The organism is Haloarcula nitratireducens (genome assembly GCF_019599505.1).
The window spans coordinates 579,185-601,662 of the sequence record NZ_RKLT01000002.1 but is presented as its reverse complement, the minus strand read 5'-3'; the positions used below and the strand labels follow the sequence as shown (position 1 = coordinate 601,662).

Sequence of the window (22,478 nt, the reverse complement as noted above, 5' to 3'; positions counted from 1 at the left end):
GTATCAATCAGCCAGCACACCGAACAGCGCCGCGATCACTGTCCCGATGCTGCTGACGATTGCGCCGCCGTAGACGCCGGTGGCGTAGTTGTACACGGCGAGGCCCGCCAGTACGACGGCGATACCGAACGAGGCGAGCACGGCCGGCGGGAGGTCCTGTACGGTGTTCAATCCCATCGTCAGGCCGCCGCTTTCCGCTCGGGTTTCGACTCGTGGGTCAGCGAACGACCGGTCTTGGGGTCGAAGTACTGCAGCGAGTCGCGGTCGAACCGGAGGTTCACGCTGTCGCCCATCTCGACGGTCGTATCGGGGTCGACGGCGGCCTTGATGGTCTCGCCGGTGTCGAGGTCGAGTTCGAGGACGGTCTTCTCTCCCTGCGGTTCGACGACCTGCACGGTCGCCGGGTGGACGTTCGAGGGGACGCCGTCCTGATTGAGGGCGATGTTCTCCGGGCGGATGCCGAGCACGACCCGTTCGCCGAGATACCCCTCCAACTGGTCGACGAACTCGTCGGGGACGTCGTGCGTGTCGCTTCCGAGGTCGAGTTCGAACTTCCCGCCGGACTCTTCGAGGGTTCCTTCGATGAAGTTCATCGAGGGCGACCCGAGGAACCCGGCGACGAACATGTTACGCGGGTTCGTATAGACGTGCGTGGGCGCGCCGACCTGCTGTATCTGACCGTCGTCCATGACGGCGATCTGGTCGGCCAGCGTCATCGCTTCGACCTGGTCGTGGGTGACGTACACCGTCGTCGTCGAGAGCTCCTCGTGGAGTTTGTTCAGTTCAGCGCGCATCTGCACGCGGAGCTTCGCGTCCAGGTTCGACAGCGGCTCGTCCATCAGGAACACCGCTGGGTCACGAACGATGGCGCGGCCGAGCGCCACGCGCTGTTGCTGGCCGCCCGAGAGTTCGGACGGTCGTCGGTCCAGCAGGTCGTTTATCTGCAGCAGTTCCGCGGCCTCCGTGACGCGCTGGGTAATCGTGTCCTCGGGCGTGTCGTGCTGTTCGAGCCCGAAGCGCATGTTCTCGCGGACGGTCTTGTGCGGGTACAGCGCGTAGTTCTGGAACACCATGGCGATGTCCCGCTCGTAGGCGCGCTGGTCGTTGACGACTTCGTCGCCGATGCGAATCTCGCCGTCGGTCGCGCGTTCCAGTCCCGCGATGAGGCGGAGCGTCGTCGTCTTCCCACAGCCCGACGGGCCGACCAAGACGGTGAAACTCTCGTCGGGGATGTCCAGTGAGACGCCGTCGACGGCGGTGACGTCGTCGAATTCCTTTACGAGGTCGTTGAGTTCTACGTGTGCCATTGTGTATTACTCCTTGACAGCTCCTTGCGTCAGTCCGCTCACGATGTACTGCTGGAAGAACAGGCCGAACAGGATGCCGGGCAGCGCGGCGATCATGCCGCCGGCGGCCAGATGCGCCCAGTCCACGAAGTCGTCCGCGACGAACAGCGAGACGGCGATAGGGAGGGTCTGGGCCTGTTCCGAAGAGGTGAGAACGAGCGCGAAGACGAACTCGTTCCACGAGAAGATGAAGGCGAGAATCGCAGTCGCGGCGATGCCCGGTTTCGCCATCGGGAGAATTATCTTGAAGAACCCCTCCCAGCGCGAACAGCCGTCGATGCGGGCCTGTTCGTCGAGCGATTCGGGCACGCCGTCGAAGTAGTTCTTCATTATCCAGACGGCGAAGGGGAGATTGAAGAAGGTGTACGTCAGGATGAGCGCGATACGGGTGTCGTACAGGCTCCCGGTGATGCCGCCGATGAGCGGCGGTGCCGACATGATGCTGAAGAACGGCACGATGAGCGCGATGGGCGGAATCATCCGTGCGCCCACGATAGAGAGCAACAGCGCCTTGTTGCCGATAAAGTCGTATCGGGAGAACGAATAGCCGGTGACCGTCCCCAGCGTCACGCAGATGAGCGTCGTCGTGCTGGCGACGATGATGCTGTTCAGCGTGTACAGTTCGAACGGCCGGTTCTGGAAGATCTCGACGTAGTTGCTGACCGTTGGCTCCGATGGGAAGAAAGATATGGGAACGTTCAGCACCGCTCCCGCCGGTTTGATGCTGGTGATGAAGATGAAGTAGATCGGGAACCAGATGATGACGACGTACAGTCCCAGCAGTCCGTAGGCGACGAGGCGTTCGCGGACGATGTGGGACCACTCGTCCTCGGTATCGAGTCCGAGACTAGCGACCAGTTGGTCGAGGGGTGATTGTTTCGTGCTCATTGTTAGTAGGGTGATTCGCCGAAGACTCTGTACAGCACCGCCACGATGACGAACGTCACCGCGAGCAGAACCACACCGAGTGCTGCGCCCTCTCCGGGGCGGTTGAATACCTGTGCCGTTCGATAGAGCCACGACGCCCAGACCTCGGTCGATTTCCCGGGACCGCCCTGGGTCATGACCCAGACGAGGTCGAGCGCGCGGATGTCGAAGATGATGCGGATGGTCAGCGCGACCAGAATCGACGGCTTCAGGAACGGGTACGTGACGTTCACGAACCGCGAGACTTTCCCCGCGCCGTCGACTTCGGCCGCGTCGTACAGCTGCTCGGGGACGTTTTGGAGTCCAGCGAGCAGGATGATGATGATGAACGGGGTGAACACCCAGATGTCGGCGATGATCAGCGCCATCATCGAGAGAGTCCCGTCCGAGAAGAACGCGATCTTACTGGAGAGGAGACCCGATTGGGTGAGGAGACCGTTGATAGCGCCGTACTCGGACTGGAACATCCAGCGCCACATCAGGCCGCTCATTACGTAGGGGAGAATCCACGGGACGATGACGGCGGTACGGAACCAACCCCGGCCCTTGAGGTCCTTATCGAGGAGGAGCGCGATTCCCAACCCGAGGACGAACGAGATGCTGACGCTCAGTCCCACGTAGACGAACGTGTGCCATGTGATTGAAACGAAATCCGGGGCCAGTCCGAAAACGGTCCCGCTTCCCCCGTCGGCGAAGATGAGACGCTTGAAGTTCCGGAGGCCGACGAACTCCCGCTCGCTGTTGATAGGGTTCGTCCAGAAGAAACTGCTCCAGAACAGCTTCAGGGTCGGGTAAACGATGATAGCGGCTATCCAGAGCATCGTCGGGCCGACCGTTAGGGGAACGAACAGTCGGTCGAGTATGCGTCGCAGCGATTGTTTCTGTGTCGACATGTACTGTGTACTCGTTACGGTTGACTAGCGATGCTCGTCGAGTTCGGTCCCCGCTCAGAGTAGGCCAATGTCCTGATAGAGCCGTTTGATGTTGCTCTGGGCGGTTTCGAGCGCTTTCTGGGGGTCCTTATCGCCCAGTAGCGCGGGCGTGATCTGCTCGGAGAGGTAGTCGTCGACCTGCGGCTGTGCGAGATAGGTCTCGCTCTTCGCGTGTTTGAGGTTGAACTTCATGTCTTCGAGCAGCCACGACGGGTACTGCTCTTTGATCTCCGGTTCGTCGTACACCGCAGGGATGACCGCGGGGTTCCCCTCGACTTTCATGTTCGTCTTCGAGGACTCGGTCGTCGTCATGAACTTGGCGAACTTCTTGGCCGCGCCCTTGCGTTCCGAGAACGCCGAGACGCTGATGCCGTTCGTGTCTTGGAACGTCGCGCGGGACTCGGGACCCTTTGGCGGTTTCGCGCTGCCGACGCGTTCCTTGCTCCAGCCGTCGGCTTCGAAGGCACGAGCGGCCAGCGGCGTCCACGATTCGACCGAAGCGAGTTGGCCCGCGATGAACGTGTCGCCGGCACCGCCTTCACCCATGCTGGAGATGCCGTCGGGAATCAGGTCGTTCTCGCGCAGTCGCGTGAAGAAGTCCATGACCTTCGTCCCGCCCTCGACGAACACCGGCTCGTTGCTGTCGTTGAACAGCTGGCCGCCGGCCTGATAGAGGAACTGCTTGAACGTGAACACGTCCTTGTTCGCCCACGTGAAGGCGAACGGCGACGTGTCCCCGGTCTTGAGCTGTTGCCCCGTCGAGACGACTTCGTCCCACGTGCTCGGCGGTTCGCTGACGCCCTGTTTCTCGAAGTGCTGCTGGTCGTAGAGGTAGGTCCCCCACTTGCCGAACTCGGGGGCCATGTACGTCTTCCCGTCGAGGGTGACGAGGTTCTGGAGGTTCTTCGGGTAGTTCGACATGTGACTGTCGCCGAGGCCGAGCGGTTCGATCCAATCCGAGGCGACGAAGTCGGCCAGCCACCACGTCGGGCCGTTGAACGCGTCGACCTTCGCGCTCTCGTTCTTCCAGATTGTGGTGAGGCTGGTCTTGAGGTTGTTCCACGGGACCTCGTTGACCTCGACCGTGATACCGGTCTCCTCCTCGAAGCGCTCGATGTTCTTCTCGGTACCGGGGTCGTACTTGAGGCTCCCGGCGTTGTAGAAGACGAGTTTCTCGGCCACCGACTCAGAGCCGGTTCCGGTGCTCGTTCCCGAGCCGTCCGATCCGTTTCCGCTGCCGTCTCCGCCGTCTCCGCCGTCTCCACCGCTACAGCCTGCGAGGGCGACGGTTCCGATGGCTCCTGCGCTCTTGATGAACGTTCGGCGAGTTCGACTGTGGTTGTTCTGCATACAAACGCTCACGAGATGTGCATGGTTAATAAATCATTTGGATATTTGTTCGTATGTAATCGTAGTGTAGTATTTCTACTATCGTCTACTATCCTTGGTAAAATCGTATCCATACTGCTTATACCGTGGATTATTTCGCGCCGATACTGTCGACACAGCCCTCACATCGAGGCGGCACAGGCGATGCGGAGTGAACAAATTTGTTCACGAGATGAGCGAACGCTCGAACCACTCTGAAAAAGCATGCTAAATATCGATCGGAGCGAGCAGTTCGGTTGGGCCGCATTTAAGCCCCCACCCGTCGCCTCGCGCGGCCCATCGACACGACGCCGGGGTCTCGGTCGGCTAGTTCTCGGTCCCCCGCAGTTTGAGCAGGGCGGCGAGACCGAGCGGCGAGAGGGCGGCCGCGAGGAGGCCGCCGCCGACGATCGTGACCGAGAGCGGAACGTCGACGACGCTTTCCATCGGGTCGCCGACGACGACCGCCCCGCGCATGGCCTGGGCCGCGTGCGAGGGGCAGGTGTACTTGCTGACGCCGACGCCGTCGAACCGCAGGGCGTGGGTCGCCCCCTCGCTGTCTGTCAGGTCGGCGTCGTAGCTCCCGTCGGCCGCCGCGATGCTGTGAGCGTCGCCGTCGCCGGTCCACTCCCAGACGACGGTGGTGCCGGGGTCGACGCGCACTGCCGCCGGTTCGAACGCGAACGGTCCGCCGTTGCCCGCCGCGCCGACGGCGATCCGGACCAGCCTCTGTCCGGTCCGGTCGACGGTTCCGGTGAAGTTCTCCACCCCGTCGAACCAGTCGCCGTAGTCGACCTCCGGCGGGGCGTCCCCGGCGGCGACGCCGCCGACGAGGACCGCGCCCTTCATCCCCATCGACTCGTGGGGGAGACAGGAGTAGCGGCTGACGCCCTCGCTCTCGAAGGTGTGCTCGAACGTCTCGCCCGCGTCGGTGAGCATCTCGCTCTCGTAGGCGTCGTCTGCGTCGAGGACGTTGTGGACGCCGCCCTTCCCGGTCCACTCCCAGACGACGGCGGTCCCGGGGTCGATTCGCACCGCCGCCGGCTCGAACGCGAAGTCGCCGTCGTTACCCGGCGCGCCGACGGCGACGGTCACCTCGGCCGCGCCGCGTTCGTCGGCGATCCCCTCGTAGTTGTCGACGTCGGCGAGCCACGCCTCGAACGCGTCCGGGTCGGACGCGGCCAGCGCCGGCCGCACGCCCGACCCGAGCGCGGCGGCCCCGAGCGCCGCGCCGGCCCCGGCGCGAAGCACGTCTCGCCGGCTGAAATCGGTGGCTTGAGTGGGTGTACTCGTGGGCATACGTGAACAGTACCGCCTCGATTAGTTAACTCAGAAACACGATTCTCTCCGGATGGGAACAGTTCCCACCGGGCGGGGACGCGCGTCCGTTTATATCGCCTCTCGCGGGGAATCTCGGGTTATCGGAGAGACCAAGATGACGTACACTCCCACTCGACGACGCGTACTGCACGGCCTGGCCGTCGGCAGCGCCGGGGCGCTCGCCGGCTGTACGGTCGGCTCGCCCACGAACGACGTACGGGTGTCCCAGCCGCTCGACCTCGGCGCCGAGGAAGCGAACCTGGACACCGCGAAACCCGTCGACGCCGACCGCGTCGCCGCCGACCCGCGGGACGTTCCGAAACCCATCGCGCGGTCGAAACCGGCCACCGTCCCCGTCGAACTGGAGACCCGGGAAGTGGTCGCCGAGATCGAACCCGGCGTCACGTTCACGTACATGACCTTCGACGGGCGGATCCCCGGACCGTTCATCCGGACCCGCGTGGGCGATACCGTCGACCTGACCATCAGGAACCACGAGAGCAGTGCGATGGCTCACAACGTCGACTTCCACGCCTGTCGCGGCCCGGGCGGCGGTGCGGAGGCGACGATGGTCAACCCCGGTGAGGAAAAACGGCTCCGGTTCAAAGTGACCTACCCCGGCGCGTTCGTCTACCACTGCGCCGTGGCGAACGTCGACTACCACATCTCCAGCGGGATGTTCGGTCTCATCCTCGTCGAACCCGAGGGCGGGCTTCCGGCCGTCGACCGCGAGTTCTACCTCGGCCAGATGGAGGCCTACACCAACGGGAAGACGGGCCAAGAGGGCCACCACGAGTTCGACCACGCCGGGATGGCCACCGAGAACCCGACCTACGTCCTCGTCAACGGCGAGAAGTACGCCATCGGTCCGCAGGGGTACGACGAGATGCGCGTCGGGACCGACGAGACGGTTCGCATCTACTACGCCGTCGGCGGCCCGAACCTCTTCAGCAGCTTCCACGCCATCGGGAGCGTCTGGGACGAGGTGTACCCGCAGGGGGCGCTGGCCTCTGAACCGGATCGCTACGTCCAGACCACGCCGGTCCTGCCCGGCAGCGCCGCCGTCGTCACGGCGCACTTCCCCGTGCCCGGCGACTACAAACTCGTCGACCACGCGCTCTCGCGGGTCGCGCGGAAGGGCGCGTTGGCGGTCATCCGCGCGGACGGCCCGGCCAACGACGCGGTGTTCGCCCCGGAGGAGCGATGAGCGAACACTCCCTCCCCGCGGTCGAGCCCGTGACCGACCGCGTTCACCACAACTCGTGGTCGGCGAACCTAGAGCGACCCGTCCACGAGAAACGATGCGATGCGGTCGTCACCGGGGCCATCCAGGCGGTCGAACACACCGCGCCGGGCTACCACGTCAACCTCGTCACCCACGGCGCGCACGGCCGTCCGGAGTCGTACCTCGGACCGGTGCTCCACGCGAGGTTCGGCGACAGCGTCGACTGGACCTACGTCGACCGGTGTGGCTGTGGCGGGCACGTCCTCCGCGTTCGCGTCGAAAAGCGTTGAGGGCGGCCGATCGGTTCGGTTTCAGGGCACTCGCAACCGCACGGTCCACAGCGAGCGAACGGCGGCGGCGAGGGCGTCCTCGGGGTCGCCGGTGGCGTCGACGGCGCGGGTCACGTCGGCGGCGTCGGCGAACTCGTGGATGACCGAGCCCTCGCCGACGACGTACAGCCGCTCGGGATCGGCCTCGTCGATGGCGGCGCGACAGCGCTCGACGTGGCTCGCTATCTGCTGGTCGCGCAGGCGCTCGAAACGGGACTGAGAGAAGCCGCCCTTCGAGTGCTGGCTCTTGAGGTCGGCGTCGAAGCCGTGGAAGGCGACCCGTTCGCGATCGTCGTACTCGCCCAGTGCGAACAGATCCGAACGCACCAGCGCGACGGTGTGGTTTCCGGCGGGCTCAAACCACCCTCGGTCCAGTTCGACGCGGTCGTCCCACGCGGCGAACGGTTCCGGCGGGACCGGCACGGAGAGACAGGCCGACAGCAGGCCCGCGTCGTCGGTCACCGCGAGGCAGGGAGCGGCGCGGGCGACGAGGTCGGCGCGGTCGCCGAACGCCTCCCGAACCGGTTCGGGCAGGTCGTGCTCGTCGGCGACGTAGGCGGTGAAGACGCCCTCGCGCTCCGTTTCGAGCGATTCGAGGCGGTCCAGTACCTCGCCGAGACGGTCGCCGCGCAACTGCTCCTCGATCCGGAAGGCTCGGTCGCCCGCGTCGGCCCGCAGGCGCTCGACTCTGTCTTCGAGTTCCGTGACGCGGTCCTCCAGCCGATTGACCTCTTCTTCGGCCCGCTGCCGTTCCGTCGACGCCTCGGCGCGGCGCTCCTCTTCGGCGTCGAGCTGCCGCTGGAGGTGGCGCTTCTCCTCCTCTAGCTCGTCGATACGCGCCTTCAGCGACGCGCGCCCCAACAACCGGTCCAGCATCGACTGGACAGCCACGGGGAACCGGCTTAAAAGTGGCTGCCGGGACTACACGGCGCTATCGGGCAGCGCCGACGTGGCGTCGGTCACCGACAGCAGTTGGGCCGCGTGGTCGGCCTTGGCGAGGAACACTTCGCTCAGACTGGGCGGGTTCCGGATATTCGCCGAATCGAGGACGGTCTCGGGAACCGCGAGGGTATCCGCCGGGACCCGTTCGTCGCCGTGAACCGCGAAGTGCCGCGAACCGAGCTTCATCACGAGCGGGAGGTCTGTGCGCGTGACGCCCTCGCCCGTGGCGTATAACTGCTCGTTGACGCGCTCGTGCTGGTCCCGACACATCGCGGCCGCGCCGTCGGCGCGCGGCTCGACGTACAGGCGACCGAGGTAGTAGCCGCGGGAGAACTGTTCGAACATCCGTACGCCCTACTGTTTGTTATTCACACACATAAGCTTTCGCCGCCATCCTTTTCCCGTCGTGCAATCTCACCGAACTATCGCGCGGGATCTGCCACGGGACCGACAGGGTTTCCGCCCGCCGGGGTGAGACGGGGCGTATGAGCAACGAGCGGGGGCCGTTACCGCGACGCTACGCGCGGTACTATCTGGAGAACGCGCCGAGTCTGGTGTGGCTGGTACTGATCAACGTCGTGGCGATCCTGGTCGGCGTCCGCTACTACGTGGAGACGATGCCGGAGGTATCGACGTTTCTCTGGCCGCTGTACGCCGATTCGCCCGCCGCGCTGTTCCTGCTGACGCTGTCGCTGGTGACCCTCCTGCCCTTTCTCGGCCGGTCGCTCGACGACGTGCCGACGAACCTGCCGCTCGCGTACCTCCACACCATCGCGCTCGTCTGGCTGGTGAAGATGGGCGTCTGGACCGTCGTCGCGCTCAATCTCGGGTTCGACGTCTACTTCCCCGCGCCGTGGGCGTACTTCGGTATCATCGTCACGCACGTCGGCTTCGTCGCCGAGGGGCTCCTCGTCCCTCACTACGGCCGGACGACCCGCGGGGCGCTCCTCACCGCGCTCGCGCTGGCCCTGGTGAACGACGTCCTCGACTACGGCTTCGGGTACTATCCGCCCCTGCGCTACGAACCCGGCCCCGCGCTCGTCGGGGCCACCGTCGCGCTGTCGGTCCTCTCGGTCGTTATTGCATGGAGTATCATGCCACCGGCGGAGCAGGCGGCTTAAACGCTGTTGGACTATCTGCGGTCGTTTCGGTGAGGGTTGAACGAAGCGAACGAAGCTGTCGGTTTTTATGTACAGTCGGTAATTGACACGTATAGATGACTCGCCGCCACGGTGTGGTACTGGTGACCTGTGTCGTCGCCGTCGCCCTCGTCGGGCTGCCGGCCGTCTCGGCGCAGGAGACGGTGACGCCGGACGCCGCCGCGACCAACGGGAGCGGTCCCGGTCTCGGGACGCAGTTGACGGTCTTCCTGCAGTCCAGTTCGGCCGCCGCCGACGGGACGGTCGAGAACGAGATGTGGAAGGCCAACTTCCAGCGGGCCAACGAGAGCCAGCGGACCGACCTCGTGACGAACCGAACCGGCACGCTCGAAGATCGCCTCGACCGGCTACGGGAGCGGAACCAGCGGTTGGAAGCGCGCTACGAGAACGACTCGGTGCCCCCTACCGCCTACATCGCACAGAAGAGCCAACTCGACGCCCGTATCAAGGCGCTGCGGACCGCGGTCAACGACACCGACGAGGCGGCGGCCGAGGCGAACGTCGACACCGAACGGATACAGCGTCTCAGAGAGAACGCCAGTGAGATATCGGGACCCGAGATCGCCGTCATCGCCCGCGAGATCGGGAACGGCCCGCCGGAGAACGCGGGACCGCCGACGGACGCGGGTCCATCGACGAACGCCGGACCGCGAACCGAGAACGAGACGCGCAGCGGCCCGTCGGCGGACGTTCGAAACCGGCCGAACGCCAGTGGACCGCCCTCAAACGCTCAGAATCGGTCGAACGCCAGTGGACCACCGACAGCGGTTCGGAATCGGACGAACGTCACTGGCCCCTCAACAGACGTTCGAAACCGGACGAACGTTACCGGCCCTCCGACGGAGACTCAGAGTCAGACGAACGCCAGTGAACCGCCCTCAAACGCTCAGAACCGGACGAACGTCACCGGCCCTCCGACAGACGTCCGGAGTCGGACGAACGACAGCGGACCGCCCTCAAACGCCCAGAACCGGACGAACGGAAGCGCTTCTCCCTCAAGTATTCGAAACCCATCGAACGCCGGTAGTTCCCCGACGGCCGTCCGAAACCGAACGAACGGAAGCGCGCGGGCTTCGAACGCCTCGGACCAGTCGAACGGCGATCGAACGCCGACCGACGTCGAGAGCGCGCCTAGCGGACAGCGATCACCGGCAGACGTGAGCGGAACCGATACGGCGACCGATACCGAGGAAACCGAAACGACGGCGACTGACACGGTTGAGAACGAAACGGCGACGACCGATACCGAAACGGCGACCGTGACCGAATCAGCGACCGAAGGGGATAGTACGGATTCAGAGGGCAGTAGTGACGGCTCGACAAAGACTATTGAGAGCGGCGATGGGGACGCCGGTGGTTCGGGAAATGGCCAACGCGGTAACGGGCAGGGCAGCGACGAGACGAGCGACGACGGCGACGAGACGAGCGACGGCGGCGGGGCGGGACCACCCGAGGGCCGCGGGAACTGACGGCCGCTGAGAGTCACCCTTTTCTACCGCGACACGCTATCCTCAGGTGAATGGACTCCGCCGAGTTGCTCGACTTGCTGGGGAACGCCAACCGGCGGCGCATCCTCCGCTTGCTCGCACACAAACCCTGTTACGTGACCGAGATAAGCGAGTACATCGGCGTCAGCCCGAAGGCAGTCATCGACCACCTCCAGAAACTCGAAGACGCCGGCCTCGTCGAGTCACGCACCGACGACCAGCGGCGGAAGTACTTCTCCATCGCGCGGAACCTCCGCCTCGAAGTGCGCGTCTCGCCCTACGAGTTCGGGACCAAGAGCGCCTATCCCGCGAATCCCGGTCTCGATATATCGACTTGCCGCCACCTCTCGATCGACGTCAGCGACGAGGACGGCAGCGACCTCCGCGACCTCGCCCACGAACTCGAACGCCTCGAACAGCTCGAAAACGAGCTTTCGCTGGCCCAGCGGTGGGTACAGGGGCGCGTGACCAAGATACGCGATCAGTTCGACGAGAGCGTCGAGGACGACAACGGCCGCCTGTACGCCGAACTGGTGAGCGCGCTCGCTCGCGGCGAGCGTTCGATCCCGCGGCTCTCGCGGGAGATCGAGGCCCCGCCGGAACTCGTCGAGGAGGCGCTCGGTCGCCTCGACGGCGAGGGCGTCGTCGAGGAGACGGCCGACGGCTGGCGGCTCCGGTAGCTACTCGATATCGCGGGTCAGGCCGTCTCTGAGGTCGCGGCCGAAGTAGTGTCCCACCAGCGCGAGGACGAGACCGACGGCGGCCGCGACGGCGAACAGCGGGCCCATCCCGAGGTCGCCGCCGGCCACCCCTCGCAGCACGAACTGCGAGAGAAAGGACGAGACCGCGACGAGGCCGGCGGAGACGCCGCCGGCGAGCGCCGACTCGACGTAGCGGCGCTCGCCGGCGATCAATCCGTGGACGAACGCGCCCGCGGGGATGCCGAGGAGCGCCACGAACGGAAGTATCGGAACGAGGCTCCCGACGGCGATCCCGCCGCCGACCGCGACGAACGCGACCAGCAGCGCCCGCAGGGAGAAGTAACTCCCGCCGCTTTCGGGTTCCGCCTCGGCGGTGTCGGTCTGAAACCCGTCGAGGCGGCCGACGTCGACGCCCGTATCGACCTCGGTCGCGGCGCTGTCGGCGGTCGCCTCGGTCTCGCGGGTTCGCTCCTCCGTTCGCTCTGCCATAGCAGTGACTCGGTACGCGTGACGTATGTCCTTTGTGGAGAGTTTCCCTGTAAGCGTTGTTCACGGCGGAAACCACCGTCTGCTGCAGGCTACGCTACGCGCGCCCAGAACTGCAGCGACCGGGGGACCATCGACACCAGCTCCGGCTGGAAGCTATCGACGGGGTTGTCCTCGTACTCCTCCGGGTCGTCCATATCCGGCTGTTCGAGGAGACGCTCGACGGTGAACCCGGTCTCGACGAGCGCGTTGTGGAGTTCGCCGACCGTTCGGTCGAAGACGATCATGTCCTCCTCCAAGTCGTGGTCGACGTTGTTGCGTCTGGGACCGGACGAGTGATAGCTCCGCTCGAGTTCGTTGGTCTCCGGGTCGAACAACTCGTAGAACGGATGGGGGACGTCGAAGACGAACAGACCGCCGTCTCGCAGCACCCGTCGGGCCTCCCGGAAGGCCGCCTCGACGTCTTCGACCATGAAGTACACCCAGCCGGAGTACACGATATCGAAGGCGTCGTCGGCGAACGGCGCGTCCGTCACGTCGCCCGCGACGAACTCGGCGTCGACCCCGTACAGGTCCCGCAGATGCGTCGCGTGACGGAGCTGCTCCGTCGAGAAATCGAGCCCCACCGCGGTCTCGACCCCCTCGCGGGCGGCACCGACCGCGGCCTGCCCGCCGCCACAGCCCAGTTCGACGAAGTCCGCGCCGTCGAGCTCGGGACACCAATTCGCTGACCACTCCGGGGCACCGGCGTCGGGAAGCGGGAACGGGGCCGGCGGGAGATCTCCCTCCGCCGTGTCGGCGTTCCACATCGCCTGGAACCCGTCGCTCCAGGCGTCCCAGAGCCGCTGGTTCGCGGCTCCGACGTCGCCTATATCGTTTTCTGTCGGACGTTGCGTCATGCGATTCCCTCCATCGACGTGCGAGCGGCATTCGCTCTTCTCTCGTCGATTCGCTGTTCGATCGCCTGTACTGCTGGATCCTTCGAGCGGTGTCGTCGGTTCGCGGTAATCACGCTCATGTATCCTCTATAGCGGTCGCTATCTCACGAAACGTCTCGCGAGCGATACGGGCGGCTGTAACGGTCTCTCGGCTGTTTCGCCGATCTGATACCGCTACGGTACGCTACTGGCCGCCTTCGAAAACCGACCGTCGTCTTCGACGCCCGCCGACACGAGAGCGGTATGGCTCCGCGCTCTCGTGTGACGGCTCTCTCCTAAGCGAACATCACCGAATGGTTCTCTCTATCCAGTATAAAATTTTCCGCCATCTCGACGGGATGGGCCTGTACCGAGGCGCGGGTCCGCTCGATAACGGAACGCCCGGGTTGACTACCGATCGCCGACCGGGCCAAACGAATGGGTTCAAGTCACGCCGGCGGGAAGCCCCGCGCATGAACGCAGGCGACCGGGTCCGCGTCGAACGCGCGGACCAGAGCTACGAGGGCGTCTTGCTCCCCTCTTCGACGCCCGACCACGTCGTCGTCAAGCTAGACGGCGGGTACAACGTCGGGATCGACCGCGACGAGGCCGACGTGGACGTCCTCGAATCGGACGTCTACGACGTCGAGAGCGCGCAGGACGAGCAGGGCACCTCGGAGATCGAGTTCGACGAGGACCTTCCGACGGTGTCGCTCATCTCGACCGGCGGGACCATCGCCTCGACCGTCGACTACCGCACCGGCGCGGTGACGGCCCAGTTCGACGCCGAGGACGTCCTTCGCGCGGTGCCGGACCTCGCGGGGATGGCGAACTACCGCGGTCGCGTCGTCGCCAACATCCTCTCGGAGAACATGACGCCCGCCGTCTGGCGGGAGTTGGCACAGGCCGTCGAGGAGGAGATCGAGGCCGGCGCGGACGGCGTCGTCGTCATGCACGGCACCGACACGATGCAGTTCACCGCCTCCGCGCTCGCCTTCATGCTCGATACGCCGGTGCCCGTCGTCTTCACCGGCAGTCAGCGCTCGGCGGACCGCCCGTCCTCGGACAACGTGATGAACGCCGTCTGCGCCGTCGAGGCCGCCAAAAGTGACTGCGCGGAGGTGCTGGTCTGCATGCACGCCGACGAATCGGACGACCGCTGTGCGCTCCACCGCGGGACCCGCGTCCGGAAGAACCACACCTCCCGTCGGGATGCCTTCGAGACGGTCGGCGCGAAACCGCTGGGCGAAGTCGATTACGGCGCGGCCAGCGAGGGCAACGAGGTCACGTTCCGCCGCGAGTACGCCGAGCGCGGCGCGGCCGAACTGGCGCTTCACGACGACATCTCGACGGCCGTGGAACTCGTGAAGTTCACGCCCGGTATGGACGTCTCGCTACTAGAGGCGGCCGCCGAGGGGTCCGAGGGTCTCGTCCTCGAAGGCACCGGGCTCGGCCACGTCAACACCGAGTGGATAGACACCATCGAGGACCTCGATATCCCGGTCGTGATGACCAGCCAGTGTCTCGAAGGACGGGTCTGTGACCGCGTCTACGACACCGGCCGCGACTTACTCGATGCCGGCGTCGTCGAGGGCGAGGACATGCTGCCCGGCACCGCGAAGGTGAAGCTCATGTGGGCGCTCGAAAACGCCGACGACGTGGCCGACGCGATGGACGAATCGCTGGCCGGCGAGATTCAGGACCGCTCGACGCCGTGGCTCTGAGACGGTCGCGCTCCCGACATCGCTGACGCCGAGCGCGGGAAACCGCCGGACGACTCCATTCTTTTTCACGGCGGGCCGCGACCGATCGGGTATGCAACCGACCGTCCGGCAGGCGCGGGCCGACGACTACGAGGACGTGGTCGCCTTCGCCGAGAAGGTCTGGGCCGACCGACCGGAGACCGCCGATTACATCCCCGACGTGTTCCGCGAGTGGGTCGAGAGCGACGGGTCGGCCCAGCGCACCGTCGTCGTCGAGGCCGACGGTGCGGCGGCGGGGGTCTGTCAGGCCGTCCTGCTGACCGAGAGCGAGGCGTGGTTCCAGGGTATCCGCGTGGACCCGGCCCACCGCGGCGAGGGGTTCGGCCTGCGGATGGTCGACCGGTTGATGGACTGGGCGAGCGAGCGGGGAGCGACCGTCGGTCGCAACATGGTGTTCTCGTGGAACGACGCCGGCCTGGGCCAGTCCATCGCCGCCGGGTTCGACCCCCTCGCCGAGTTCCGGTGGGCCCATCCCGAACCCGGCGGGAGCGGCGAGACGCCGCCTGCGGACCTCGTCGTCGAGAGCGACCCGGCGGCCGCGTGGAGCTACTGGACCGACAGCGACGCCCGGACCGCGCTCTCGGGGCTGGCGCTCGACCCCGAGCAGACGTGGGCGCTCTCCGAGTTGACCCGCGAGCGCCTGCACGCGCTGGCCGACGAACAGGCCGTCTTCACCGTCAAGGGCGACGGGACGCGGGGGATGGCCGCGCGGGTCCGGGAGACGGTCGACCCGACGGCAGACGAGACGCTCGCGGAGTACGCCGTCGGGACGTGGACGGACCTCGACGCCGCGGCGGCGCTGTTCGAGGCGGTTCGAGCCGACGCCGCCGACCTCGGCGTCGACGGCACCCGCGTCCTGCTTCCGGAGACGCCGCGCCACGCCGCCGAGGCGGCGGCCGTCCGCGCGAGCCTCGCCGACTGGCCCGATTTCGTGCTGTCGGCGGACCTCACCTGAGAGAGCCGTCTCCCACCCGCGCCGTCACCCGCCGCTGACCGGCGGGAACAGCGCCAGTTCGGTGTCCGAATCGACCGTCGTCGCGAGGCCGTCGCCGGCGGCGAAGGGGTCCTCGCCGTCGACGAGCACGCGGACGTGGTCGGCCAGCTCGCCGTCCGTCGTGACCTCCTCTCGCAGGGCCGGCCGAGCGGCCAGCAGTTCGTCGAGCGCCGTCTCGACCGTCGCTCCCTCGTCGATGTCGACGCTGACGGTTCGGCCGTCGGCGGCGTCTCTGAGGTGCGCGAACAGTTTCCACTCCATAGGTGAAGGCGAGAGGGCGGGAACAAAGAGGGTTGCGACCCGCTCACGTACCGTCGCGTTCCGCGTCGTCGCGCTCCGTGTCACCATTGGTCCGTTCCGAATCAGCCACGGACGCGCCGTCGGCCGCGCTTTCAGAGCCGTCGGCGCTCGTCTCGTCGGTTTCGTCCGACTCCTCGGTCACCGCGCCGACGCGTTCGTCCGGATCCCACACTTCGACCGGCTCGTCGTCGGTGTCGGCCGATTCGTCCGGATCGGGTGACTCGGCGTCGGGGATCGCCACCGCGTCGGTCTCCGGGCGGTCTCCCTCGGCCGCGGACGACTGCTCGTCGCCCTCGGACTCGTCGCTTCGGTCGTCTTCGTCGGCGGCGACCGGGCTCGGTGGTTCGTCGGTGCCGGCCGCGGCGGCCTCCAGTCGGCGGAGGGCGTCGGGCGTGGCGATGGCGTAGACGTGGTCGTCGGCGGCGAGGACTCGCTCGCGGGAGGGGATCGTCTCCGGCGCGGCGCCCTCCCGGGTGATCGCGGCGACGATGGCGCCGAGGCCACCGACGGTCTGCCCGACGAGTTCGCTGCCCGCCTCGACGTGGACCGTCCCCATCGTCTCGTCGGCGGCCCGCAGGAGGGAGGCGAACTCCCGGTCGGGGCGGCTCTGGACCGGCAGCGTGACGAGCTTGTACCGCTCGCTCGGGTCGAGTTTCTGCGTGTCGGCGGCGTCGATGGCGACGGTCACCACCTCGCCGGCGACGCCGCGGAGTTCGCCCGTGAGCACCCGCCGGAGCGGCTCGGTCTCCCAGACCTGCACCAGATCGCCGGCGCTGGCGGCGTGCGCGGGGTCCGCGCGGACGGCGATGGCGTTGGTCGCCGGCGGCAGCGTCGGGCCGATGCCGGCCGCCCGCGACCCGATGGCGAGGTACGAGACGCTCCCGTCGTCGTCGAGCTCGAGGTCGACGTGGCCGACGCCGTAGTCGGTCTTGAGCCGCGTGACCAGCCGGTCGCGCAATTCTGCCTTCGTCAGCCGCCGGGGAAAGAGGAAGCGCCGCCCGGCCAGTTTCTCCTGTGTCGCGTCTGGAACCGCGTCGTATCCGACGATGTGGTCGATGTCGTCGGGCAGTTTCACCGTCGTCACCCGACCGACCGTCTGGACGATCTCGCTCACGTCGGCGTTCACGTCGCGGCCGCCCGTCGCGGCGAAGAGGTCCGTCCCGAGGTGGTCGCCGACCTTCGTCCCCGTCAGCGCGGCGAACCCGCCGACAGCGAGAGACGCCAGATTCCGCAGGACTTGGGTCGATTCGAGGACTTCCTCCTGCCCGAGGATGACGTCGCCGAGCGCGCCCCTCGTTCCGAGGTACACCGCGACGACGCTCAGTCCGAAGAGGACGCCGAGCCCGGTCGGGACGCGTTCGCGGACGTACCACCGATACCCCATCCCGACTAGGGCAGCGGCGCTCGCGGCTGCGATGCCGAGACCCACCAACCACGCGGCAAAGCGGAGGAGTATCTCCGTTATCGACCCGCCCTGGAGGGCCAGGCCGGTCTGTAGCAATGCGGCGCTCACGCGACCGCCTCCTCGAAGGCGTCGAGGCTGTCGCGGGTCCCGGCGACGTACAGTTCGTTCCCCTCTTCGACGTCGATGTCGCCGCGCGGCGCGAGCTGCCAGCCGTCCTGTGTACGGACGGCGAAGACGGCCACGCTGTAGGTCTCTCGGACGCGCGCCTCGCCCAGCGTGGTGTCGTCGAGGGGTCCCTCCGAGCGAACCGCGACGCGCCGGAACCGGTTGCCGGCCCGGCGCAACAGCGAGACGAGCTCGTACTCCCGACGGGTGCCCCGCGGCTCGACGACCACTTTCGCGTCGGCGCTTCGGAGTAACGGTTTGACGTCGGTGCGGTTGACCGCCACGGTCAGTCGTCCCTCCCCGCCGTCGGTCGTCGGTGCCATCACCTGCGTCGGCGGTTTCTCGGCGTCGGCCAGCTCCGGTTCGTCGGGCGTCTCCACGGGCACGTCCTCCGCGCCGTCACAGCGCGCGCTCACGACCGTCCCGCGAACCTGTGCGTCCGGCGCGAGCACCGTCACCTCGTCGTTTCGGGCCAGTCCGGTCGGCAGGACGGCGTCCACCGAGACGGCGTGACGGCCGTCGCCCACCCGCTTCGAGAGCCCCGAGAAAGGCGGGGCGGCGACGACGGTGGCTTGGCCGCGCTCGTCGATGCTCACCTCGACGTCGCCGAGGTCGAACTCCGTCTTCAGTCGCTCGGCCATGCGCGATTCCAGTTCGCCGATGCGGAGGTCGACGGGGAACGTGTACTCGACGCTCCGGATCTCGACTCGAAGCGGTTCCGGCAGCGGTGGGTATCCCTCCATGTCGGCCACCTGTCCGACGACGCCGATGCGTACCTCGTCGCCGCCGCCCACCAACTCGACGACGTCGGTCGAGATGCGCCTGTTCCGGAGGCTCTGCAGCGAGAGGCGTTTCGGGAACGTCGCACCCATCTGATCACCCTTGCTGTGGGCGTACATCGACACCATCCCGACCAGCAGGATGGCGGTGATGATCCGTTCGGCGTTCGGGGCCTGCGTGATCGACTCGTCGGCCAGCGCCAGCAGGCCGCCGCTGACCCCCGCCAGCGCGATGGCGAGGACGGCGACACCGAATCCCGGTAGCGTCACGCCGGTCAGGTACTTGAACCCGAACCCCAGCGTCCACGAGGCGAGCGCCGGGATGACGCCGACCAGCAACCCGAGATAGATGCCGAGGAGAATCTCGATCGGGAGCGAAGCCATGTCCCCTACGTGCGCGTCGGATGATATATCGCTTCCGACGCGGTACGCCGGACCTACCGACCGCCCGATGACAGCACATTTACACCGTCCGATGGCTACGAAGCCGTATGGACAGACGGCGGGACTGGTTGGGCGCGCGCGCGGCGGTGCTGTTGCCGGCGGTAGTGGCGCTGCTCTCGTTCGCGACGGGCGTCGTCAACATCAGCCAGGTGGCCATCACCGAGCCGATGTTCGACTTCGTCCCGCAGAGCGTTCAGCGGGCGGCCGGCTTCACCGGGGCGCTCACCGGGTTCTCGCTGCTCCTCGCCGCCTTCGGCCTGCGCCGCCGGTTGCGAATCGCCTGGTTCGTCACCCTCGTCCTGTTGCCCGTCTCGGCGCTACAGGGCGTCGTCCAGACGTCGCCGGTCTCCCTGCCGCTCGTCGTCCTCTCGCTGGTGTCGCTGCCGACGCTGTTGCTGAACCGAAAGCGCTTCGACCGATCGATCGACCTCTCGGCGGCGCAACTGGCCGCCGGGGCCGCGCTGCTGGGCGCACAGGTGTACGGCACCGTCGGCACCTACGCGCTGCGCGAGGAGTTCAACAACGTCTCGACGCTCACGGACGCCTTCTACTACACGCTCGTCACCGCCAGCACCGTCGGCTACGGGGACGTGACGCCGGAGAGCGAGCAGGCGACGCTGTTTGCCCTCTCGGTGGTCGTCATCGGGACGGCCAGTTTCGCCATCGCGCTGGGGACGCTGCTGGGACCCGCTATCGAGAAACGCCTCTCGGAGGCACTCGGAAACATGACAGACGCACAACTCGACTTGCTCGAGGGCCACGTGCTGGTCCTCGGCTACGGCGACCTGACGGAACCGATCCTGGACGAACTCGCGAAGAACGCCGAATTCGTCGTCATCACGCCGGATTCGGAGACGGCCGCGCGGTTACAGAAACGGGACATCGCGGTGCTGACCGCGAACCCGAGCGACGAGGAACCGCTCCGGCGAGCGGCGATCGGGGACGCGCGAGCCGCGGTCGTCGCCACCGACGACGACGCGGAGGACGCCCTCTCGATCCTGACGGCGCACAACCTCAATCCCGACCTGAACATCGTCGCCGCCGCGACCGACCGCGAGAACGTCGAGAAGTTGCGGCGAGCGGGCGCGAGCACGGTCATCAGCCCCGCGCTCATCGGCGGGCACTTACTCGTCCAGTCGGCGATGGGTCGACAGGGGATGGAGAACATCGCCGACCACCTCTTGGACGTCGAACGCGAAGACGACCTCTAGTGGCTCCGGTCCATGATGGCGACGTCGGTGTCGACGTCCTGTAGTCGTTCGAACGTCGGCGGCGCGATGAACCGCGAGGCGGCGCTCCGGTCCTGGCTGGCCCCGATGATGACGAGGTCGTACTCCGAGCCGGTGTCGACGAGGAACGACTGGATGTCGGTCCGCGCCCCGCGCGTCTCGATGGGGGCGTCGAACGGCTCGACGAGGTTCATCAGCATCGACTCGGCGCGGCGGCGGTCGCCGTTGTCTCCGATACAGGTCGCCACCGCGACTCGGCCGCTCGCCCCGGCGAGTCGGATGGCGAAATCGACCATGTTGTGCGCGACGTCGCTGGCCCGCCGAACCGGCACCAGCACGCGTTTCCACCGGGTGCGGCCGTTCCGCGAGCGGTGGACCAACACGTCCGTATCGCCGCGAAACAACTGCCGCAGGTACGGCGTCAGCGCGCCGTGTTCGCTCTCGTAGGGGGCGGCGATGAGGTCGCAGTTCGCGTCGTCGGCCGCCCGGAGCGTCGTCGCGGCGGCCGGTTCGTCGCCCGCGGCGACGACCACTTGACAGGGGACGCCGACCCGCGTCTTCACCTCCCACGCCTGCGTTTCGAGTCGATCGACCTCGTCTCGAACCGCCTCGCTCACGTCTTCGCTGGCGACTTCGGCCGCGTTCGGCACGTCTCGCTGCCCGCGGGGACCGCTCAACAGCGCGCGCTCGGTCTCGGCGGCCTCGACGTCGTCGACGATGTCGAGGAGGACGACTTTGCCGGCGTCGTGGGCCGCCGCCAGCCGTGCCGCGAGCATCGCCGTCGCCCCCGCGTCATCCCCGCGCATCGGGACGAGGACGTGGTCGTCGCCGGTGGTAGACTTATAGAGGACGGTCGCCCGTCGGTCGTAAAAGCGGTCGCGCCAGACGACGAAGACCATCGCGACGAGCGAGCTGGCGAGGAAGATGCTACCGACGAAGGGCAACCGCTGAGACGGTTGCACCAGCAGCGTCAGCAGCGCCGTCGAGTACGCCGACGGTTCCTCGATGTCGAGCGGCCACGTTATCAGTCCCGTCGCCAACGCCGCCAACGCCGCCGCCCCGGCCGCCACCTGAAACTGGCCCTGCGGCCCGTTGAGTACCGTGTTCGACACCCACAGCGCGCCGAGCCCGCACATCGCGCCGATGGTCAACCCGCCGACGAACCGTCCCGGCTCGGAGTACTTCCCCCGCGGGTCGACGAACAGCGTGTAGGTGCCCGACGCCAGCGGCGGGAAGAGCAGGAACGACAGCGTCGGGACGACGTTCGAGACGGCCGTCACCAGCCCGATGAGCAACGGGACGAACACCAGCACGGAGAGGTGGACGATGTGGTCGGTCGTCTCCGCCCAACTCCGGAACTCGCGGAGTTCGCGCCGTTCGACCCGCCGCGCTCGCGCCAACGCCGCGCGGAACTGCCGGGTCAACTGTTCGAGCATAGGTCCCGTGAGGGCCGTCGGACCCCTAAGCCCACCGGCCCAGAGCGTCTCAGAGCGCGGTCGCGGCGGTCAGCGCGATGTCGATGGCTCGTTCGACGTTGTCCTTGGCCTTCTCGGGCAGTTCCTCGTCGTCCGTCTCGCCCTTCTGGGTCCCCTCGACGAGGTTGCCGTCGACGGTGCAGATCGCGCCCGCGGACAGGCCCTTCCGGCGGGCCAGCGTGAAGATGGCGGCGGCCTCCATCTCGACGGCCAGCAACCCGGCGGCCTCCCAGTCCTCGACGTACGCTTCGGTCTCCGCGTAGAAGGCGTCGTCCGTCGCGATCGCGCCGACGTGCACTCGGCTCGCGGCTTCGCCGCTCGCCCCCTTCGCGCCGGTCCCGGCCGCGCGCTCCTCGTTCTCCTCCGCGGCGTCGACCAGCGCCGAGAGCGTCTCGTAGTCCGGCACCGCTGGAACCGTGGTGTCCTCGTAGCGTTCGCTGGTGCCCTCGTCCTTGGCCGCGCCGGTGGCGACCACCATGTCACCGATCTCGATGCCCGACTGGAGCGCGCCGGTCGTCCCGACGCGGACGAACGTCTCGACGCCCACCGCGGCCAGTTCCTCGACCGCGATGGCCGCCGACGGCGACCCGATACCGGTCGAGCAGATCGTCAGGTCGGTCCCCTCGTAGGTCGCGTTGACGACCTTGTACTCGCGGTTCTCGGCTATCGTCTCGCTCTCCTCGCAGTGGCCGGCGATGCGGTCGACCCGTCCGGGGTCGCCCGGCAGCAGCGCCACGTCGTTCACGTCCCCCGATTCGACAAGCAGGTGGGGCTGTTTCGCCAT

General features: G+C 67.0%; 23 protein-coding genes. 8 read left to right on the top strand and 15 right to left on the bottom strand.

Translation table 11 applies throughout. From position 1 onward, the window contains the following. Positions 1–3: 3 nt before the first annotated feature. The 6 genes from EGH23_RS09805 to EGH23_RS09780 all read right to left on the bottom strand — a co-directional run bounded on the left by EGH23_RS09805 (position 4) and on the right by EGH23_RS09780 (position 5,872). Complete coding sequence (locus EGH23_RS09805; RefSeq protein WP_220579813.1) at positions 4–177, bottom strand: hypothetical protein; 174 nt, start codon at positions 175–177, stop codon at positions 4–6. 2 nt (positions 178–179) lie between these two features. Then, positions 180–1,307, bottom strand: coding sequence for an ABC transporter ATP-binding protein (locus EGH23_RS09800; protein ID WP_220579812.1), 1,128 nt, complete (start codon positions 1,305–1,307; stop codon positions 180–182). Positions 1,308–1,313: 6 nt separating this feature from the next. Continuing rightward, the gene (locus EGH23_RS09795) at positions 1,314–2,234 is read right to left on the bottom strand and encodes a carbohydrate ABC transporter permease (protein ID WP_220579811.1); all 921 of its coding nucleotides are present in this window, start codon (positions 2,232–2,234) and stop codon (positions 1,314–1,316) included. A gap of 2 nt (positions 2,235–2,236) precedes the next feature. Then, positions 2,237–3,166, bottom strand: coding sequence for a carbohydrate ABC transporter permease (locus EGH23_RS09790; protein WP_220579810.1), 930 nt, complete (start codon positions 3,164–3,166; stop codon positions 2,237–2,239). A 54-nt stretch (positions 3,167–3,220) separates the two neighbouring features. Then, the gene (locus tag EGH23_RS09785; RefSeq protein ID WP_220579809.1) at positions 3,221–4,555 is read right to left on the bottom strand and encodes a sugar ABC transporter substrate-binding protein; all 1,335 of its coding nucleotides are present in this window, start codon (positions 4,553–4,555) and stop codon (positions 3,221–3,223) included. Between the two features lie 345 nt (positions 4,556–4,900). Further along, positions 4,901–5,872 (bottom strand): halocyanin domain-containing protein, encoded by a 972-nt coding sequence (locus EGH23_RS09780; RefSeq protein ID WP_220579808.1) that lies wholly within the window; start codon positions 5,870–5,872, stop codon positions 4,901–4,903. Between the two features lie 136 nt (positions 5,873–6,008). On the opposite strand from EGH23_RS09780, the gene nirK reads away from it, so the two are divergent. Continuing rightward, positions 6,009–7,100 (top strand): copper-containing nitrite reductase, encoded by a 1,092-nt coding sequence (gene nirK / locus EGH23_RS09775; RefSeq protein WP_220579807.1) that lies wholly within the window; start codon positions 6,009–6,011, stop codon positions 7,098–7,100. Continuing rightward, positions 7,097–7,408, top strand: coding sequence for a CGCGG family putative rSAM-modified RiPP protein (locus EGH23_RS09770; protein WP_220579806.1), 312 nt, complete (start codon positions 7,097–7,099; stop codon positions 7,406–7,408). Before nirK ends, EGH23_RS09770 begins: the two co-directional genes overlap by 4 nt. 21 nt (positions 7,409–7,429) lie before the next feature. Here the strand turns inward: EGH23_RS09770 and EGH23_RS09765 are convergent, their stop codons facing one another. Both EGH23_RS09765 and EGH23_RS09760 read right to left on the bottom strand, forming a co-directional pair. Then, positions 7,430–8,323, bottom strand: a complete 894-nt coding sequence (locus EGH23_RS09765; RefSeq protein ID WP_220579805.1) for a Vms1/Ankzf1 family peptidyl-tRNA hydrolase — start codon at positions 8,321–8,323, stop codon at positions 7,430–7,432. Between the two features lie 45 nt (positions 8,324–8,368). Next, complete coding sequence (locus EGH23_RS09760; protein ID WP_220579804.1) at positions 8,369–8,734, bottom strand: DUF5802 family protein; 366 nt, start codon at positions 8,732–8,734, stop codon at positions 8,369–8,371. 140 nt (positions 8,735–8,874) lie between these two features. Between EGH23_RS09760 and EGH23_RS09755 the strand changes: the two genes are divergently transcribed. The 3 genes from EGH23_RS09755 to EGH23_RS09745 all read left to right on the top strand — a co-directional run bounded on the left by EGH23_RS09755 (position 8,875) and on the right by EGH23_RS09745 (position 11,716). Continuing rightward, the gene (locus EGH23_RS09755) at positions 8,875–9,510 is read left to right on the top strand and encodes a DUF1405 domain-containing protein (RefSeq protein ID WP_220579803.1); all 636 of its coding nucleotides are present in this window, start codon (positions 8,875–8,877) and stop codon (positions 9,508–9,510) included. A gap of 95 nt (positions 9,511–9,605) precedes the next feature. Continuing rightward, complete coding sequence (locus EGH23_RS09750; RefSeq protein ID WP_220579802.1) at positions 9,606–11,018, top strand: hypothetical protein; 1,413 nt, start codon at positions 9,606–9,608, stop codon at positions 11,016–11,018. A gap of 50 nt (positions 11,019–11,068) precedes the next feature. Further along, positions 11,069–11,716 (top strand): ArsR/SmtB family transcription factor, encoded by a 648-nt coding sequence (locus EGH23_RS09745; RefSeq protein ID WP_220579801.1) that lies wholly within the window; start codon positions 11,069–11,071, stop codon positions 11,714–11,716. Here EGH23_RS09745 and EGH23_RS09740 read toward each other — a convergent pair whose 3' ends face one another. Both EGH23_RS09740 and EGH23_RS09735 read right to left on the bottom strand, forming a co-directional pair. After that, entirely contained in the window at positions 11,717–12,226 is a 510-nt protein-coding gene (locus tag EGH23_RS09740; RefSeq protein ID WP_220579800.1) for a hypothetical protein, read from the bottom strand. Between the two features lie 89 nt (positions 12,227–12,315). After that, positions 12,316–13,122: a class I SAM-dependent methyltransferase gene (locus EGH23_RS09735; RefSeq protein ID WP_220579799.1), complete on the bottom strand. Its 807-nt coding sequence runs from the start codon at positions 13,120–13,122 to the stop codon at positions 12,316–12,318. Positions 13,123–13,613: 491 nt separating this feature from the next. Between EGH23_RS09735 and gatD the strand changes: the two genes are divergently transcribed. Together gatD and EGH23_RS09725 are read left to right on the top strand one after the other, a co-directional pair. Continuing rightward, on the top strand, positions 13,614–14,864 hold the full coding sequence (gatD, locus tag EGH23_RS09730; RefSeq protein ID WP_220579798.1) for a Glu-tRNA(Gln) amidotransferase subunit GatD: 1,251 nt from the start codon (positions 13,614–13,616) through the stop codon (positions 14,862–14,864). Between the two features lie 91 nt (positions 14,865–14,955). Next, positions 14,956–15,858, top strand: a complete 903-nt coding sequence (locus tag EGH23_RS09725) for a GNAT family N-acetyltransferase (RefSeq protein ID WP_220579797.1) — start codon at positions 14,956–14,958, stop codon at positions 15,856–15,858. Between the two features lie 24 nt (positions 15,859–15,882). Here the strand turns inward: EGH23_RS09725 and EGH23_RS09720 are convergent, their stop codons facing one another. The 3 genes from EGH23_RS09720 to EGH23_RS09710 are packed head-to-tail and all read right to left on the bottom strand — an operon-like array spanning position 15,883 to position 18,930. After that, positions 15,883–16,158: a ubiquitin-like small modifier protein 1 gene (locus EGH23_RS09720; RefSeq protein WP_220579796.1), complete on the bottom strand. Its 276-nt coding sequence runs from the start codon at positions 16,156–16,158 to the stop codon at positions 15,883–15,885. A 43-nt stretch (positions 16,159–16,201) separates the two neighbouring features. Then, positions 16,202–17,710, bottom strand: a complete 1,509-nt coding sequence (locus EGH23_RS09715) for a DUF8167 domain-containing protein (RefSeq protein ID WP_220579795.1) — start codon at positions 17,708–17,710, stop codon at positions 16,202–16,204. Continuing rightward, entirely contained in the window at positions 17,707–18,930 is a 1,224-nt protein-coding gene (locus EGH23_RS09710; protein WP_220579794.1) for a potassium channel family protein, read from the bottom strand. Before EGH23_RS09710 ends, EGH23_RS09715 begins: the two co-directional genes overlap by 4 nt. A gap of 107 nt (positions 18,931–19,037) precedes the next feature. Here EGH23_RS09710 and EGH23_RS09705 point away from each other — a divergent pair, with 107 nt between their 5' ends. Continuing rightward, positions 19,038–20,201, top strand: coding sequence for an NAD-binding protein (locus tag EGH23_RS09705; protein ID WP_220579793.1), 1,164 nt, complete (start codon positions 19,038–19,040; stop codon positions 20,199–20,201). Here EGH23_RS09705 and EGH23_RS09700 read toward each other — a convergent pair. Together EGH23_RS09700 and EGH23_RS09695 are read right to left on the bottom strand one after the other, a co-directional pair. After that, on the bottom strand, positions 20,198–21,655 hold the full coding sequence (locus EGH23_RS09700; protein ID WP_220579792.1) for an HPP family protein: 1,458 nt from the start codon (positions 21,653–21,655) through the stop codon (positions 20,198–20,200). The genes EGH23_RS09705 and EGH23_RS09700 overlap by 4 nt on opposite strands. A 49-nt stretch (positions 21,656–21,704) precedes the next feature. Further along, positions 21,705–22,478 carry a nucleoside phosphorylase gene (locus EGH23_RS09695; protein WP_220579791.1) on the bottom strand — a complete coding sequence of 258 codons (774 nt, stop codon included), beginning with the start codon at positions 22,476–22,478 and terminating at the stop codon, positions 21,705–21,707.